This is a genomic window from Novosphingobium mathurense, from assembly GCF_900168325.1.
Lineage (GTDB): Bacteria > Pseudomonadota > Alphaproteobacteria > Sphingomonadales > Sphingomonadaceae > Novosphingobium > Novosphingobium mathurense.
Window position 1 is genome coordinate 386,851 of record NZ_FVZE01000001.1, and the last position, 16,049, is coordinate 402,899.

Consider the following 16,049-nt stretch of genomic DNA (forward strand, 5'->3'; position numbering starts at 1 on the left):
GGCGGCGTATGCATTGAGATCACTACGGAAGCCAGCGGGAAAATGCGCCCTCGGCGAGAATGGGCTGGAGGGATGCTTACTTGCGCAAGATCAGCCAGACCGAGAATCCGATCAACGCGAACAGGCCGACCAGGAACAACATTTCCATGGCGTTGACGGTGCGCTCAAGCGCGTGCCGGGTCAATGTGGTTAAATGATCGGCGAGGAAGCGATTTCGGGCATTTGGACAAGGGGTATCAGGCGGCGCCTTCAGTGCTTAATTCCGCCATGGAAGAGGCCCGCAATCCATTCGAAACCGGCATCGATGGCGCTCCACAGATCGGCGAAAGCATGGACCACTGGACTTTTGCGACCTAGGGCAATGACATCGGCCAGGAAGAGCCCGATCGTTCCGAGCAGTGTCCCCATGATTATCAGAGTGAGCATCGGTTAAGCCTTGTATAGGATCAGGGCATAGTACGTCGCGAACGTCATCGCGAGGAGCGGGGCGCAAAGCAGCTTGAGGTATGTGTGCCTGCCTTCTCTGGTCACCCATACCAAGCTGAAGATCGCGGCTGCAACCGCCCATGAGGTGAGCGCAGCGCCCGATGTGATAGCCCGAGCCTGAGGGACGTAACTGGCATCGTTGACCTGCGGAATGACTGGCTCGACGAGGCTTAGGGATAGGGGAAACAGGACCTTGGTCGCCTCGAATTGCTGCAGAACCGCGAGAGACGTAGTAGCCGCGGCAAGCGCTATGCTCAGGTCCAGCGTTGTTCTTTCCAGCTTCCAGGACTTCGGGGCGAGCTCTTCGGCGACCCAGAAGCGGATGCCCACGGTGATCAGTGCAATGCCGCCGAGATACCAACCTGAAGGTGACGGCCAAGCGATATTGAACATGGTGAAGGCGCACAGGGGGAGACCCCCGAAAGCGATCAACATCAGTATGAATATTGCCCATGCGCGCATGCCACTCCCCTCTAGTAGATGCTCGCCCCAGAATAGCGGTTTAGGTCAGGTCCATTGCAAGTCCTTTTTCCGCTTACTTGCGGCAGGTCACGCATTTGACCGCAGAGCCTTGAATTAGGCCCGCATGATCATCCGATCGGGAAGCTGCTTGCTCCTGTTTCGCTGCGACAATTACCGGGCGCTGTTGCGCAACTGGTTCGGCCGGAGTTGGGGAGGGAGCGGCCGCGGCGATCACCGCCGCGGGCGGCGCCTCTATGGGCTGAACCATCACCGCTGGCTGGATGACTGGTTCGGCAACAGTGGCGGGCAACGATGGTTCGGCACCCGAAGCCTCACGCCTGGTGCGAAAATCGGTGAGGTCAGAACTGCGAGCAAGCGTGGTGAAGGTCGGCGCGGGCGTTCCGGGCTTGGCGATCTGGAACGTAAAGGGATAGCGCTCGCCATTCCAATCAATGAGAATTGTGACCGGTGCAGGAAAGGATCCCGGCTTAACCTTGTCGATCACGATCTTGCCAGCGTAGCTTTCGCCGGGGTCGACGGTGGTCAATTGCACGACCTGATCGCCCAAAGCTTCAACGGTTCGATCGAGCTGCGACTGGATCGCCGCGATGCCAACGCCGGTGCCAGCCGCTATAGCCGTTGCCTGGAACTGGCCGGCGGCGCTCGGCATGCTCCAATAGCTCCTGTAGGTCCCATGCGGGGTGATGAAGGTGTTGCGGTAGTGATCGCGCTGGCTCGCAGCACCGGCCGCGGCCAAGCCCCCAACAAGGGCAAGTCCGATCTGTGACCAGGTCGCCCTGTTCTTGGCCCGTCGCACAAGCTCATCCTTCGAGAAGACCGGGACTGACTTGCTGCCGAAGGTGGCATGGACGTTCTCGATCCCGATGTTGGCTGGCCGATCGGCGTCATTGTAAACGGCGATGCCGAAGACGAGACTGCCGTGATCGAAGGGCAGGGGTGTGATCTGCACTACGCCGTCGCGCAATTCCATGTCGACGGTCGGGACGCCTTTTTCGTAGCGGACCGCCTGCTCACCGTTTTGGATCGGTTGCACCAACCACTTCGGTTCCGCTGCTGCTTGAGTGGAGATGCTGAACAGTACAACGCCAGCCGCAAGTTTCAATTTGTTCATCGTGTGCCCCCAAACTCCCGAATCGGAAGAAGTCGAGGCAATATGAATTCAGCTTGCGGCGAGTTGTAGTTTGTTACCCGAAATAGACATCAAGTAAGCCGTTGTTTCTCGTGGCATCGTTTGCATCTTTGGTTTCTTAGGGTGCGCAACAGCGAGATGGCTTGATTCTCATTCAAGCTATTTCTTGCTGAGGACGGCCTTCAGCTTTTCGTCTTTGCCTGTTAAAGCCCACCAGACCTTCCTGAGCCGACCTGGTTCATTCTCCGGATGCTGATTTTTCTGCCATTTCTCGTATAGCCAGCGGAACTCGCAGAATGTTGAAGGGCGATCCTCGCGAATAGAGAGCATTAAAGGCTCGAGCGCTTTATAGTCTCTCATGAACTGGCTGTGATACCAGTGCTTGAAGAACTTGTCGTCGAATACCCCATTTCGAATGCCTAGTGCGACGAGTTCGTAGGTGTTCATTTGGTCTATGACTACATTTCGGTCGTCTTCGTTCGCGGGGGTGTGGTCCTTGAGGTCCACAAAAGTAAAAGTATCAGCTTTGTCGCTGTCTCGGCGCGTGAGCGAGATAAACTTATCGTACAGGATACGTCCGCCATCATCGACGAAGGTCTTCATGACCATATCGAGCGTAGCGCGCCGTCGGTTCGTCCGCCGAGTGTAGATTAGAACTGTGATTGCGGTGGCTGCGGAAATGAGGATTGCTGTCGTTGAGACAATCTGCGCAATTTGCGCAACCTTCTGAAGTTCCACTATACCCCCCAATAAAAAAGCGCCCCGATCTAATCGATCGAGGCGCCGCGTGTAAATAGGAGGTCGGGCTTAGTTGCCGCCCCAACCTTCTGACATAGTGACCTGCATACGCATCTCCTTCCAGTTGGTTCACCTCCGAGCGCTGAGCTTCAGGCTCTTTCGCTCCGTACGTTCATATATGTCTACGCAACCGTTAAGGGCAACTGAATTCCCATTAATTCCCATTAATTCGCAGTTTTTCACGCCCTTTGACAGATCCGCAGTGCAAAAAACGAGACAGTCTGATCGGTCAGAATCGATCGGAAGTAACTTCCAAAAATCGAATCAGCGACCTTCGGTAGGTTACATTAAAAGTAGTTAATGAATGGGTGGGAATGCACGTCCGGCACGGCTCTTGACTCCTTACCACATGGGTCAACGTCTAACCGTCTAAATTCCAGGCATACCCATCGCGCTGGCCGCCTTGTCATTCTGATCAGTGTCCATCTTGAATGCCTCGTCCGCTTTCAACCTGGCACAGTAAGCCTCGTTCTCCTTGGCCCAGCTCTCACGCGTGATGCTCTCATCCTCGTCGGCCGTGAGGATGAAACCGCTGGAATAGCCGCCACTGACCATGGATGGCGGCAACGAACCGCGCATTGCCAGTTCGGTTTCGAGGCGGCGAAGAAGGTCGCGCAGGTCCTCCCAACTATCCGCACCTGCCTCCAGGTTCAGGACGATCCGCCGTCGCGGAGCCTTCTCGCGTTGCATGCTCACCAACCTCTCCCCATGCCGATCGCCTCGTCGAAGCGGCCGGGATTTAGGTGCCGGAGATCAATTCTTGAAGAGGTGTTGGCGACGATTTCTGCTCCGGGTGAACTGCGTGCATTGCAGAAATGAAAAGGGCGGCCAGACCCAAAAGCCTGGCCGCCCGAGCCGCCCGCCAACGAAAGGAAGAAAGTGGGCGGGGGCTCTAATCCGGCGGTCCGCCCTAGCCGCCGGAATTCGTCACGGCATCGGCACCGTTTGGACAATGCGGGGCTGAAGTGCTGCCCCCTTACCGACAAGGCGCTGCAAAGCGCCGAGGACGTCGCTGGGCACCGACTGAGGCGGGAGATAGGGCAGAAGGCCATCACCGCCGAGTATGGCTCTCAGCGCCTCGCGAAGGTGCCTGAGGTTATGGGTTCCTGCTCCCGTGACGGTTTGCACCGCGTAAACCGCAGCATAAAGAGCGGGCAGGGCAGCGACCGCATGCCTTGCCTCGGCCATGAGAGCATCGATCAATGGGCCGGCCGCCTCCGCCGCGCTCATCTTCGCTTCATCCTTGGCAAGGTTGATCGTGGGCTGAATTTTGTCGAGCCGGCGCCTTAACTCCCGCAACCCCTCCCGAAGCGAGTCCCTTTCCGCTTCCATGGCGGCGCGTCCTGGTCCCGCTTCTGCGGCGTCCTGCACGTCGCTATCGAGGAGCAAGGCATCGGCTACGGCGACACCATCGGGCACTCCGCCCGCCTGCAAAGCCCCGGCCAGTTTAAAATATCGCTCCTCGGTGCGGCTAATTGCGGATTTGATCTCGGCTCGCTCGGTCTCGAGTTCGGCAATCCGCGCGTTCTCTGCCGTCAGATCGAGCGTTTCGAAGGCTTCCGCGACCTGGCGCATGATTTCGCTGTCCATGATCACTGCCTCCTTTCCTGCATCTCGGCGATGACCGTATCCCAGCCATGATTGACGCGATGCGATGCATTGCCGCCCCCGGGGGACCGAAAGGCGCGCGCCTGATCCCGGGCTTCTTCTTCGTTCTTCGGCACAGGCGTCCTTGCCAGCATCTTCACGATGCCCGATCCGGTGAGCCCGGCCAGGTCATCGTCGGCAAGTATCGCAAGGGCCAGATGTGCTTTGCCCTTGCACCTCGGATCAGTCTCGACAGCATGGGCGACGATCTGGATACGCGTCCTGGGTTTCGCCGGACTGGTGACGGCTGCGCTCGGGCTGGGCTCTGAGCCCTTGCGGCGCGGCGGTTCATAGGCGCGCTGGCCGGACCGGATTCGCGCCATTGCGGCGGCGGCCATACCGGTCCTGCCGGACTGATCCATCTTGATATCGAGGCGTTCAATCATGGTGTTGCCTTTCTGTGTCTGGAAAAGTGGCGGCCAGGCTTGGAATTGGCTGAGGACCTGACCGCCGAGTTGCCCAGCAAGCGAAAAACCCCTCGCTACTGGGCTCCATGGCAGGGCGAAGACCGCGGCATTCGCCCTGGAAGGACTGCGTTATTGTCGCACCTGAAGCGCGGCCATGACGGCGAGATGATCATGGTTTTCGGGCATCGGGACCGTGTCGAGCCGTCCCGCGAAGACCAGCCTGTTTCGCGGCAGTGCCCCAATTACATCCGAGACCGAAGACGGCACCGGGATACGTGCCCGCCAGGAAAGCAGGCTGTCTTGGCCGATACAGCCGGCGGCGGCGTTCCGAGTCTGCCTCACTTCACGCGATCCTGCCCCGATCGCAGAATTCAGTGCCTGCAAGCCAGCGTAGCATTCCATTAATTCTTCCGCTGCCTGCTTGGCTCTCGCTCGCAGAGCATCGGCTAGAGGTTTTGCGGCAATTGCAGCCTTGCCGGCAGCACCCCTGTGCAAGGCGCCCAGCTTGCTGCGCACGTCGTCACTTCGACCCTGAAGTTCCCGGATCGCTGCGGCAAGCTGTTCGCGCTCGTCCTGTAGCTGGTCCGGGCTCGGTGCCAGTGCGGCAGCTTCAGAGGTATGTGCGCCGGCAAGAAGGGCATCGGCCACGAGGCCCGCGGCCTTGCGTCCGGCTTCACGTCCTGCGCTCCGTGCCGCCAAAGCCTGGTTGATTTCGGTCCGGCGGGCATTTGCGCGCTCGATCGCGGTATCGATGTCGGCGCGCTGGGCTTCGAGTTGTGCCAGTTCGGCTTCTTCGCCGGTGAAATCCAGAGCGGCAAAGGCTCTGGCGGTTTGGTCGAAGATCGGATTCATGTTGCAGGTTCCTTTCGTTTGAAGATGGATCAGGCAGCGTGGGCAGGGGCCATCCGGGCGATGACGTTGTCCCAGGCCTTGTTGCCGGTGGTCGTGGCGGGCTTGCTGGCCGGTGCGACCGACTTGCCTGTGTTCGCGGCAATCGCTCGCTCCCAGACGGTGGCGACACGGTTGCGCCGTGCATTTGCGACCGCTTCGGCATCAGTGGGCATTGTCGGCAGAGCGGCGATGATGTCCGCGGCGCTGCGGTCAGGGGCACCGCCAAGCAATCCCGCCGCAATGCTCCGCCGGCCCTTCGCGTGGGGCGATCTCATCACCGCATCGTGCCGGGCGCGCTGCCGGGTCTGCTCGATCTGTGCCGCCGTTGGAGCCGGGGCCTTTGGGGCAAGTTTCGGGGCCGGCGTGGTGGTGGCCGCAGGCGTTGCGACCGTCCGAACCGGCGCTTTGCTCGCACCGCCTTCAGCGAGTTTTATGCCATTGGGATCGAGCCCGTTCGCGGCCCGGAATGCTGCAAGCCTGGAACTTCTCGTACCGGTGCCGATGGCTTTGAGCTCATGGGCGTCAATCCTGAAATTGCTCATCGTCTGCTTCCTTTCGTTCAAAAGTTCTGGATGAATGGGAACCGGCTGGCGCCCGCCGCTGAGCCGCCGCCGTTCGCTGCGATCTGACTGAGCAGAGCGATCATGGTCCCGTAGTTCTGGTTCGCTGCCGTTAGCTGGGCGGAAAGCGTCTCGGTCTGCTGATCGATCGAGGACCTCACCGTTCCGGCGCTGTCGAAGGGGCTGTCACGGTTCTCGGCGATCGAGACGACATTGGTCTCGGCGTCGATCCGGCTCTTTGTCAGGTCCGTGACCTCATTGAGCCGGTCGAAGTATTGCTGTTGTGAGCCGTAGAGCTGGCGCTCGATGTCGAGCAGCTCCTGAGCCGCTGTCGCGTAGTCATCGTATGCCGTGGTGTCCCCGGATGCGACCCGGTCCGCCAAGGGCTGGTAGCGAGCGAGGGCGTTCTGTTCACGGCTGCGGAGCGAGAGACCACTGTCGCCGATCGTGAGATCGTCAAGGAGTGACTGGAGCGAGTCGATCACCCGTTCCTGCGTATCCTTGATGATTTCGGCCTGTTTGATCCCATACAGTTCCTGCAGGTCCGCCCATTCCTCGGTGCTCGCTCCTGCTTGCATGGCAAGATCGATCAGCTTCTCGAACTGCGTATCGAGATCGTCCAGCGCGGAGCCAAGCGGGTCCCGATACTGCTTCAGTTCTCGGAAGACGTTCTCCCAGTCCAAGGCGTTCTGCAGGGCCTTGTCGAGGTCGTCGCCGGCTTTGAGGAGACGCTGTGTCGAGTTGCGGATGCCTTGGATCGCGCCGCGATCGATGGCGGTTTCCAGGGCGTACTTCATCGCCGCTTCCTGGTCCTTGTCGAACTCGGTCGCGCCTTTCTTGATCTTCAGGCTGGTGCCGCCGGTGTTGACGCGCCAGTCACCGTGCCGGACCCCGAGGGTGATCTGGCCGTAGTCTCCGACACTGCCACCGAACTGGTCGGCAATGTTCTGCAAGGACTCGTTGAAGCTGTCGCCGGCTTGCGTGACGGCATCTTCGTACTTGCCGGAATTGCTCTGCAACGTGGATCCGGAGGAGGAAAGCAGGACCCGGGCCCATTTGGTTTTCTTGAAGAGACCGCCAAGCAGGCCGCCGGCAATCGATCCGAGAATGTCCATTCCCGGGATCGGGATCAGTGATCCGATGGCGCCGCCGATCTGGGCTCCGGTCGTGCTGGTCTTGATGCCCAGCGCTTTCATGATCCCTGCGCTTTGCGTCCCGGTCTGGACACCGCCGAGAGCCTTGTCGAACTTGCCCAGGATCTTGTCGGTTGCACCTTTGCCGAAGAGGTCGGGGCCGAAGTCGAAGGCGAGACCGCGAAGCCCGCCAAGGACGCTTCCGACGGTGCCGCCCACCAACTGCCCGGCAACCACGCCGGAGAGGGTGGCGCTCAAGTTCCCGAAGAACTTGGTGCCCAGGATATCATCGAAGCCGGCGAGAAGCGGGTCGACGATGCCGTGCGCCGTCATGTCGGCGAGTTCGACAATCGAAGGTCGTTTCAGACCGACCGCTTCGGCCTTGTTGCGGGTGACGACGATGTCACCGGTACCGGCATCGATGTAGCCGTTGTCGTTGGCGGCGATCGCGTTGGCCGCGGCGAGGATGCGCTGTGCTGCGGTCTCGGTTGCGGTGGCCAGATGGTCGGCCCCGGTGCTGGCTTCGTCGACGCTGGTGGTGAGGCGACTTGTTGCGCGGCCGAGCGGTGAGCGCTGCCTGAGCTGATCCTCGATTTCCTGGAAGACACCGCCGAAGAGCTGATCGGCGAGGCGGGCGCCCTGAAGATCCTTCAGCGACTGTTTGAGATCGCCGAAGAGATCGGCCTTGCGACCGGAAAGCAGGCTGGTGAGGTCACTGCGCGCCGTATCGAGCACCGCGATCTGGGCCTCGAAGAGGGCTTTCTGGCGTTCGGCTTCGCGGGTCCGCTTCGCTTCGATCTCGGCCACTTCGGCGGCCCGGCGCTTCAGTTCCGGATACTTGTCGAGCAGGGCCTGAAGTGCGGCGGCTTCCACCTTCCGGCCATCCGCAGTGAGGGCGGCAACCTTGGCCCTGAGGTCTTCCTCGGAGCCGAGTTTCTCTTCGAGGGCATAGACCTGCTGCAGTGCTGCTGCTTCGTCGTCCCGGCCCTGGGCAAGCAAGTCCTGGATGGCGACGCGACGCTCGCTCGCCTTCTCGAGATCCTCGACCGGGCGGACCAGGGCATCGATGACGGTTTGTTTCGCGGTCTTGGCGTCCTCGATCATGCCTTCGAAGCCGATCGGTTTTCGCTTTTCGAGGTCCTTGATCAGGGCATCAAGTTCGCGTGTTGCCTGCGCCGCCTGATCGATGAACTTCGGCGAGGCGTCGAACTTGTCGTTCAAGCGGGCGATGGCTTCGGCGGCGTTGTCACCGAAGCGGGCGAGGCGTTCGGCCTCCTTTGCCGCCTTGTCGGTGCCGCTGCCTTTCTTCGCCTTGGCCGGCTTCAGGAGCGACTTGCCGCCCTTGCCATCGAGGAGGGCGAGGCCTTCCTGGTAAACCTTCTGATTGGCCAGTTCTACGCCGAGGTTTGCATAGGCCGAGGCGAGTTCGGTGAATTGCTCCGTCGTGATCTTGCCCTCGTTGCGGAGCAATTCGAGCTGGCGGACGGCATCGTCGGTATTGATCCGGCCCGCGGTGAAATCGCGTCCGACTTGGGCTTCGATGCCGGTGCGTCGCCCGATGTCGAGCCCGACCGGACCACCGCCGATGTACCAGCTCGGTTTGGTCGAAGAGGTGACGGTGCTGCGCGCAGCGGTTTCCCGTTCCTGGCTCTGCAGCCTGGCAACAATGAGTTGTGCCCGGGCCAGCGCGATCAGTTCGGCGCGCTGCGTCGAGAGCTTGCCGGTAGTGAGGTCGACGACATCGCCGAGAATGCCTTGGGCATCCTTCATGCTGTCCGTCGCAAACTTGACGTCGTCCATGGCCTCCGAGGTGTTGATCAAGCCGGAGATCAGCGGACCGAGGAGGGCCGTACCGGCAAAGACCGCGGCACCCCAGGGCCCGGCCATCACGCTGGCAACCCGTCCGACAGCGCCGCCCATGCCAGCCATCTGGAATGCTGCTTGTGAGCCCTGCTGTGCGAAGATGGTGAGCGCCGAGGTGCCCATTTGCGCCTGAATGACAGCATCCTGCATCTGTTGGCCCAGACCGATCATGGCGAAGCGGTGCGACCCTGCGGAGCGTGCCGCGTTATCGTTGGCGGCTCTGAGATGGTGGTTTGCCGTGGCGGCAGCCTCAGCGGCACCGGCTTCGCGATTGAGTTCGGCTTGGACCTTGCCCAGCACACCGGCATGAACTTGCGCCGCTGCGGCGGCTTCATGTTCCTTTGCTGCGAGAGCCTCGGCAGCTTCGGCAGCAAGCCTCAGTTCGCGCGACATCCCGGCATCTGCATTCGATGCGGCGCGGGCTGCTCTGGCATATTCCTCGGCCGCCGCGGTCCTGGCGTTCTGCAGGGTGATTGCCTTGCGCATGTCGTCGAGACCGAGATCGAGCGATCCGAAAGCGGTGCGCTGCGCCGAAATCGCCCCGGTGAGCGATTTGTCGATTACGCCGCTGAGTGTCTGGAAGTCTCGACCGGCAACGCTGGTGACATCGGCGATGTCGTTCTTCAACCTGGCGAAGATCCCGCGCTCTTCATATCGAAGTTGTATGTAGGCGGGCAGTTCGATGGCGCCATTGCGAGCCATATCAACGAACCTCCTTTGCGAGTTCTGATGCGAAGATCGCGGGCAGCTCGGCCCGGACCTGGTTCAGGATTTCAGTCAGGTTCACTCGCGCGGACCGTGCGGTGCGGGGGATTCCGACGAACATCACGACGAGGTCGCGCTTGACCTGGTGTCTGCGGGGCGCCCCGCGCTTGGTCAGGTTCTTCGCGCTGCCCTTTCGTCCGGAGAGGTCGACGCCGACATTCTCGACCGCCAGGATCGGATGGCCGTTCACGGACTTGAGCAGGATCAGGGGGCCGATCTTGGTATCGAGACCACCGTCGCGCCACAGCGCCGGGGAGAGACGCCGACGGTTCGCACCCTTGCCGACGAGGCGACGGGCATTGTCGGTCGGGATCCAGAGCCAGCGGCCTCGCGTCGGCGTGATCTGAGCGCCCTGAGTGTAGGCTGCAAGGGCTCCGAGGGTGCGCTCCGAACGTGACCGGGTGAAGAATTGTGCCGAGGCCGAAAAGCCATCGGTGCCGCGCCGGACGACCTGATCGTCAGCGGAGGAGCCGATCGCGTTGCCGAGCCGGCCGAGACCTGCACCGGCGAAGCGCTGGCGAATGGCGGACTTGCCGCGCCGTGAAATGGTGTCGACCGTTCGCAGGCCGGCGCGTTCCAGGTTCAGTTGAACATGTCGGCGATAGTCCTCGATCACGCCCGGGCTGGGCATCTTCAAGTCGGCGCTGAACATCACATTAGTTGCCATCGTGGATCCTCTCAGAGATCGCTCACGTCGTCATCGAGGACGCCGGGCGGGACTTCGGTTGCGCGGCGGCTCGAAGACCGGCGCGAGCGGGAGGGGGTGGATTGTTCGGCGGGGGTGCAATTCCTGCGGGGCGCAGAAGCTGCGGGGGTGGAACCGTTGCGGGGGGCAGGGGTGGAGACGAAGATGTTCCAGACTTCATCGTCGGCATCGCGATCGCGGAAGCCGACCACTGCGGCGCGGCCCAACCAACCAGAGAGATACTGGTTACCGGCTGCTGAGGTGCGGAGCCGCAAGTCCATGAGGTGAACCTTGTCGCCGCTCATGATCCCATGGCCTCCTTGGAGACGTGCGACCCCGGACGCTTGTGCTTCTGGCACCGGCGATTGGGCTCGAACTTCGTTGCTGTTGTCGGCATCGAGAACTCGAATGGGTCGCCGCAGCGGGGACACCATGAGCGCCATCGGGTTAGGGTTGTCCTGGTGCCGTCACGGCGCGTGTACGGGATCGATCCCACGATCACATATCGTTGCCCGCGATAGGTGCGCTCAGTGGTCATGCTGCCGCTCATTTCGCAGCACCTGTTTTGCAGCACTTCGTTGCAGCGCGTTTGCCGTGCAGTGCCGCACCCACCACCCCTAAAAGGGTGGTGGTGGTGCTGCACCGCTGCACGCAGCACTGCCGCACCTTGCAGCACCTTGGATTTCGAAGTGCTGCAGAGGTCATGTAAGATCTCCCGCGACGACGAATTTTCTGAGTTCGCGATTGGCGTCCGGAGCCTCTTCGATCCGGAGGGCACCATTCCTGATCCACTGCTTGATGATTGCCTTGACCTTTGCCTTCCCGGCCCGGTCGGTGACATCGACGCCGAGGACTTCACCGACCAGATTTCCGACCCAGGCAGTGGCTTGGATGCTCTCGCGCCACTGTGATTGACCGAGCCTGCTCTGGACCTCGCGGAGGTCGGAAACTGACACATCGTCAAATGGATCGGGAAGCTTCCAGGGCTCGACTACTGCGATGCTGTCCGAAGGCATGCCGTCCGCGGCGTTGCCGAGCTCGACGCCGACAAGCTGGAACCAGTCGGCGGCCTCGGCGGGGGCTCGATTTGCTTTGTCGTCCTGGACGCGGATGAAGCGGCGCCGTTCATCGGCGGCAATGCCAAGGCGTTGGGCTTCGGCTTCGTCCATCCGATTAAGGACCAGGGTCGATCGCGCCGCGTTCACGAGCGAGCTCGCGCCTCGCGACGACATCGCCGTCACTTCGCCCGAACCATTCTTGCTGGCATGGTGGACAAGGATAACGACGCAACTGGCGTCCTTCGCGACCCGGGCCCATGCTTTGGCGACCTTGTCTATTCGGCCGTTATCGTTCTCCTCTACATCGTGGCTGGAAACGAAGGGATCGATGACCAGAACATCGATGGCCCGGCGTTTCAGTTCAGCCGTTATCTTGTCATAGACGGGTTGAAGCAGACGAAATCCGCCATCTTCCATTGTCGCCGTGCACAGCGTGCGACCGTCGAGTGCGCTGTCGACGAATAGCCAGCCATCGAGATCGAGGTCTGTCAGTTCGTAGTGCAGTGCTGCAGCCTGGATTGCCCTTGAGAGTTCTTCGAGATCGTCCTCGAGGTTCCAGATCCAGACCCGTTTCCTGCCTCCCCATACGTCCTTTCCAAGTAGCGGGCGTCCGGTAGCCATTGAGACGGTTGAGGCGGCAAGGAATGTTGTCTTGCCGACGCCGCCAGGTGCGATGACGCAAGCCGTCGTGCCCCGGAGAAGCCATCTTCCGAGCACCCAAGGTCTTGGCGGAATTGAAGCCGGATCACGCCACAAATACGGTGTCGCTTCGATCTTTTGTGCCGGCGTCGTTTCTTCGATTGAATCGGAGAACTGCCTCAGGACGGCGGCTGGATCGGCATCGGGCCTTTCCATTTCCAACAGGGCCAGGTGCAGAGCCTCGCGCGCCCATCGCACTTCCGCTGCCCTGACGACTTCGGCCGCGCTTTCGATCGGCGAAACCATCGCCAGATCGCTCTTTTGCAGATTGTTCAGATAGCTGACGCCACCAAGGGCTGTGAGGTCCGGATCACCCTTCAATGTTCGATAGACGCTGAGCACATTCGGTACCTGTCCGCTGCTCGTGATGCCCTGAATTTGTTCCCAGATGCGGGCATGCACCGGGACAGCGAAGTGCGTCGCTTTCAGTTGTGTCGGTAGATCCTCGAGCCAAGCGTTATCGAAGAGCGCCGCGCCGAGCACGGCCATCTCGGCAAGATCGTGATCATCTGACAAGGAGGCGGGCGCTGTGCTCATTCACCCTCGCCGCTCATACCGAGATCGAAGAGCGGAAGTGCGTGCTGATCGGCCATCTCTGCAGCATGGGCCAGCGCGACGCCGCGGTCCGAAAACCATTGGCGGCGAGCTTTTCGTCCGCAGCCGATGTGGACTGTTACTGCGGTGAGGTGGGAGCCTGCGAGATCATGACCTTCGACCATTACGGCGCGGATCGCGCGATGCTTCAGGAGTTCGGGGATCTGGATTTCGACCATATCACCGCCCCTTCGGTCCGAAGACGGGACGCTTCCAGCCCGGAACATCGAGAACGGCGGCAAGCGTTCCACCGTGTTGGTTCAGGTATGCGCGCTGGGCTGCGGCGGCTTCGCCGAAATCGGAGAAGCGCTGCAGCTCGGTAACCGGGACCCATCCGATGAGCGGGGGCTGCCAGACCTGGAAGGAATAGCCAACGGTCTCACGAGCATGGAATGCTATCGGCAGTGTTGCGATGCGGGGGGCGTCATCAGCCATGAGCGCCTCCCAGGGCCAGCGGCGCTACGATCGCAGCATGTTCGATAGGTAGTGCATATCGCGCAGCGAGTGCTTGAGCGCGGAATCGGCTGAGGGTATAGGTTTCCGCGTCATAAGCGGTTTCCTGGAGAGCCCCGACGCCATCCCCCAGATGCGTCGGGGTTTTCTCGTGGCGGGCCATGTTAGGCGGCCTCGCTTGTCGAGCCGATCAGCTTGCTTTCAAGCCAGGCATCAAGATCTGCGCGACGATAGCGGACGGCGCCACCGAGTTTCGCAAATTTCGGTCCTTCGCCGGTTACGCGGAACCGATCGAGTGTTGGCTTGCCGAGTTTGAGGTAGTTCGCCGCTTCCTTCGTCGTCAGGACTGAGCTGGCGGCAATGGGGAGGGATGCCGGTTGCTGGTTCATTGCTGTCGCCTCTTTGTTGTTGGCGACAGTCCAGTTATGTCATTCGTTGTTTGATGTCGAAGGACTTAAAAGCGGTCTATTTTAAATCCGTCCCTGCGCACTTTCGAAGCGCTTTTCGAAGTTGAGACTTTTTCGATTCATGGCAGCCTTTGCCATTCCAAAGGATGGCAAACCGATCAATAACCTTTGATTTCGGCCGTCCCAGAAGAATGGCCTGTTTGGCTCTTTTGACAATATGGTGATTGTCGAACACCTGTTTACGAGGACGCCCTTTTGGGCGAGGTAGGCCGCCCGGTAGTTGATCGCGGAGTAGCTCAACTCCGCTGACCTTACCTTCAAGTATGCCGTCGTTGCGTAATCCTGTTCGCCTGAAGATAAACTCCCCGCCCAAGCACTGCGCAAAATCACCGATCTCCTCATCGACGAGGAGTGGAGAGGTTAGCTCCTCTGCCTCTTTCCAGAAAGTCCAGAAAAGCGCCGGTATAGTGCCGTCAGGTTGTGTGGGAATGCGCTCGGCATCTGCGCCAACGTGAAAAAATAACGAGAAGTCCTCGGGATTCTTTGGGCGCGAACAGAGCTCGCCAGTGCCCAATTTTTCGATCATTTCTTTCGATGCGAACTTACAAGCTGCGAGATACTCGAAGTCCGATAGTCGCTTTTCAACGATCAACTCGAGCGCCTCCTGCATTGGCACCCACTTTGACATAAATTCCGCCTCCACCGCGGTTCCGCGTTGATGACGGGGGAAGGGGATGCGGAGTGTCCCCAGCGGCTGGCCGGCCGCCCCCGTCGCGTCAGTTATCTCGCTGTCTATAATCACCGGCAAGGCCGATTTCTGCCGCTTTCCACTCTCCCTGTCAGAGGCGAGCGACAGATCGTTTTCGACAGTTCAAGCAGTTCTAGGCCTGAGCATTCGGGCCCTGAGCAAGGGCGGCCAGACTGTCTTGCTTTTCCATCACAACCAAATCTCGCCTCTCCAACTGTTCCAGCTCGGACAGATATTCACCGGCCATGGATAGAGCGTTAAGTCCGTCCAGCGCGGCATCAGAAGCTGTCGATCCGGTGGGGAGTTGTTCCGTTGCCGTTTCGAAATCCTCCTGAGCGTGGCTCAGAAGTGACCGCAAGTAGATCAGGAGTGTTTCAATCCGGTCGCGGGCTTGCCGTTCGCTGATTATCGGGCGCTGGGTCATCTTTAATGTCTCCCGCCCAGGGCAACCGGTTGTTCCCAGGCCTCGAAGTCGGCGTCGTCATCATCTGAGCCATAGTGCATGATGCCGTGGCGCAGATACCCGCCGCAGCCATCGTCGGCGGCCTCGCAGCGGTCCTCGTCGCCGTCCTCGGTGTCATCAGGATCACCGGGATAGCCGCGCCAGTCGGTCAGATCTTCCAAGCTGTCATCATGAGCATTACAGCGGTCTACGTCGCCGTCCTCGAGATCAATGTCACCGTCCATAGCGTCCATGATATCGATCGCGACGGCAACAAACGTGGCCAACTCTTCTCGGTTATGCCTCGCCATTGCAGTAATGACGGCTTCGGCGGCGGAGCGATTTGCGATGTAATCAATGTCCATTGCGCCCTCCCATGTCCCAAAGCGAGCGAATGGCGGAAAGGATGGAACGGACATGCATGTCCAGCGCATCCCCCATTGCATCAAGAGCCTCGAGATCGCCTCTCAGGAGGGCTTGGCCTCCGTGCAGTTCTGGCGAGCCGATGGTGTGATAGAGCCCGGTCCAGAGCTTGGCTTCAATCGCCTCGGCTCCGGTTGCCGTCGTTCCGGCGATGAGATTTTCGGCGTGCTCGATGCCGGCCCATAGCAACTTTTCGTCCGGGCTCAGCCTGCCCGATTCCGATCTCTTCGCTTCTGGCATCGCATCTATTGCGGCGTAGGCGGCCTTTCGCATCTCCCACGCGGCGAGAATAGCGGCATCTGCGGTTGCCACGCCGTCCGGTGTCTGTACTTGGGTATCAGCCATTGCATCGACTCCTATGGTCGGTTGATGGTCAGG

At 60.5% G+C, this 16,049-nt stretch carries 20 protein-coding genes; all 20 read right to left on the reverse strand.

The features are described 5' to 3' along the window. Positions 1-249: 249 nt before the first annotated feature. The 20 genes from B5483_RS23100 to B5483_RS02025 all read right to left on the reverse strand — a co-directional run bounded on the left by B5483_RS23100 (position 250) and on the right by B5483_RS02025 (position 16,016). Complete coding sequence (locus B5483_RS23100; RefSeq protein WP_176167933.1) at positions 250-426, reverse strand: hypothetical protein; 177 nt, start codon at positions 424-426, stop codon at positions 250-252. A gap of 3 nt (positions 427-429) precedes the next feature. Beyond that, positions 430-879 (reverse strand): hypothetical protein, encoded by a 450-nt coding sequence (locus tag B5483_RS01935; protein WP_176167934.1) that lies wholly within the window; start codon positions 877-879, stop codon positions 430-432. Positions 880-1,021: 142 nt separating this feature from the next. After that, positions 1,022-2,080 carry a hypothetical protein gene (locus B5483_RS01940; protein ID WP_079729305.1) on the reverse strand — a complete coding sequence of 353 codons (1,059 nt, stop codon included), beginning with the start codon at positions 2,078-2,080 and terminating at the stop codon, positions 1,022-1,024. A gap of 177 nt (positions 2,081-2,257) precedes the next feature. After that, positions 2,258-2,836, reverse strand: coding sequence for a DUF4760 domain-containing protein (locus B5483_RS01945; protein ID WP_176167935.1), 579 nt, complete (start codon positions 2,834-2,836; stop codon positions 2,258-2,260). Positions 2,837-3,265: 429 nt separating this feature from the next. Then, positions 3,266-3,592, reverse strand: a complete 327-nt coding sequence (locus tag B5483_RS01950; protein ID WP_139383889.1) for a hypothetical protein — start codon at positions 3,590-3,592, stop codon at positions 3,266-3,268. Between the two features lie 231 nt (positions 3,593-3,823). Then, positions 3,824-4,486 carry a hypothetical protein gene (locus tag B5483_RS01955; RefSeq protein WP_079729308.1) on the reverse strand — a complete coding sequence of 221 codons (663 nt, stop codon included), beginning with the start codon at positions 4,484-4,486 and terminating at the stop codon, positions 3,824-3,826. 2 nt (positions 4,487-4,488) lie between these two features. After that, positions 4,489-4,929: a hypothetical protein gene (locus B5483_RS01960; protein WP_079729309.1), complete on the reverse strand. Its 441-nt coding sequence runs from the start codon at positions 4,927-4,929 to the stop codon at positions 4,489-4,491. A gap of 150 nt (positions 4,930-5,079) precedes the next feature. Then, complete coding sequence (locus B5483_RS01965; protein ID WP_079729310.1) at positions 5,080-5,802, reverse strand: hypothetical protein; 723 nt, start codon at positions 5,800-5,802, stop codon at positions 5,080-5,082. Between the two features lie 29 nt (positions 5,803-5,831). Beyond that, complete coding sequence (locus tag B5483_RS01970; RefSeq protein ID WP_079729311.1) at positions 5,832-6,383, reverse strand: hypothetical protein; 552 nt, start codon at positions 6,381-6,383, stop codon at positions 5,832-5,834. 17 nt (positions 6,384-6,400) lie between these two features. Beyond that, positions 6,401-10,099 (reverse strand): phage tail length tape measure family protein, encoded by a 3,699-nt coding sequence (locus tag B5483_RS01975; protein WP_079729312.1) that lies wholly within the window; start codon positions 10,097-10,099, stop codon positions 6,401-6,403. Between the two features lies 1 nt (position 10,100). Continuing rightward, on the reverse strand, positions 10,101-10,829 hold the full coding sequence (locus B5483_RS01980) for a hypothetical protein (RefSeq protein ID WP_139383890.1): 729 nt from the start codon (positions 10,827-10,829) through the stop codon (positions 10,101-10,103). Between the two features lie 11 nt (positions 10,830-10,840). Next, positions 10,841-11,152, reverse strand: a complete 312-nt coding sequence (locus B5483_RS01985; RefSeq protein WP_079729314.1) for a hypothetical protein — start codon at positions 11,150-11,152, stop codon at positions 10,841-10,843. A 396-nt stretch (positions 11,153-11,548) separates the two neighbouring features. Then, positions 11,549-13,141, reverse strand: coding sequence for an AAA family ATPase (locus B5483_RS01990; RefSeq protein ID WP_079729315.1), 1,593 nt, complete (start codon positions 13,139-13,141; stop codon positions 11,549-11,551). Beyond that, complete coding sequence (locus tag B5483_RS01995) at positions 13,138-13,377, reverse strand: hypothetical protein (protein ID WP_079729316.1); 240 nt, start codon at positions 13,375-13,377, stop codon at positions 13,138-13,140. The genes B5483_RS01990 and B5483_RS01995 overlap by 4 nt, the downstream gene beginning before the upstream one ends. 1 nt (position 13,378) lies before the next feature. Continuing rightward, positions 13,379-13,633 (reverse strand): hypothetical protein, encoded by a 255-nt coding sequence (locus B5483_RS02000; RefSeq protein WP_079729317.1) that lies wholly within the window; start codon positions 13,631-13,633, stop codon positions 13,379-13,381. A 182-nt stretch (positions 13,634-13,815) separates the two neighbouring features. Further along, positions 13,816-14,040, reverse strand: coding sequence for a helix-turn-helix transcriptional regulator (locus B5483_RS02005; RefSeq protein ID WP_079729318.1), 225 nt, complete (start codon positions 14,038-14,040; stop codon positions 13,816-13,818). Between the two features lie 76 nt (positions 14,041-14,116). Next, complete coding sequence (locus B5483_RS02010; RefSeq protein ID WP_139383891.1) at positions 14,117-14,866, reverse strand: hypothetical protein; 750 nt, start codon at positions 14,864-14,866, stop codon at positions 14,117-14,119. Positions 14,867-14,939: 73 nt separating this feature from the next. Then, positions 14,940-15,230: a hypothetical protein gene (locus B5483_RS02015; RefSeq protein ID WP_079729320.1), complete on the reverse strand. Its 291-nt coding sequence runs from the start codon at positions 15,228-15,230 to the stop codon at positions 14,940-14,942. A gap of 2 nt (positions 15,231-15,232) precedes the next feature. Next, the gene (locus B5483_RS02020; protein ID WP_079729321.1) at positions 15,233-15,613 is read right to left on the reverse strand and encodes a hypothetical protein; all 381 of its coding nucleotides are present in this window, start codon (positions 15,611-15,613) and stop codon (positions 15,233-15,235) included. Next, on the reverse strand, positions 15,603-16,016 hold the full coding sequence (locus B5483_RS02025) for a hypothetical protein (protein ID WP_139383892.1): 414 nt from the start codon (positions 16,014-16,016) through the stop codon (positions 15,603-15,605). Before B5483_RS02025 ends, B5483_RS02020 begins: the two co-directional genes overlap by 11 nt. Positions 16,017-16,049: the final 33 nt, after the last annotated feature.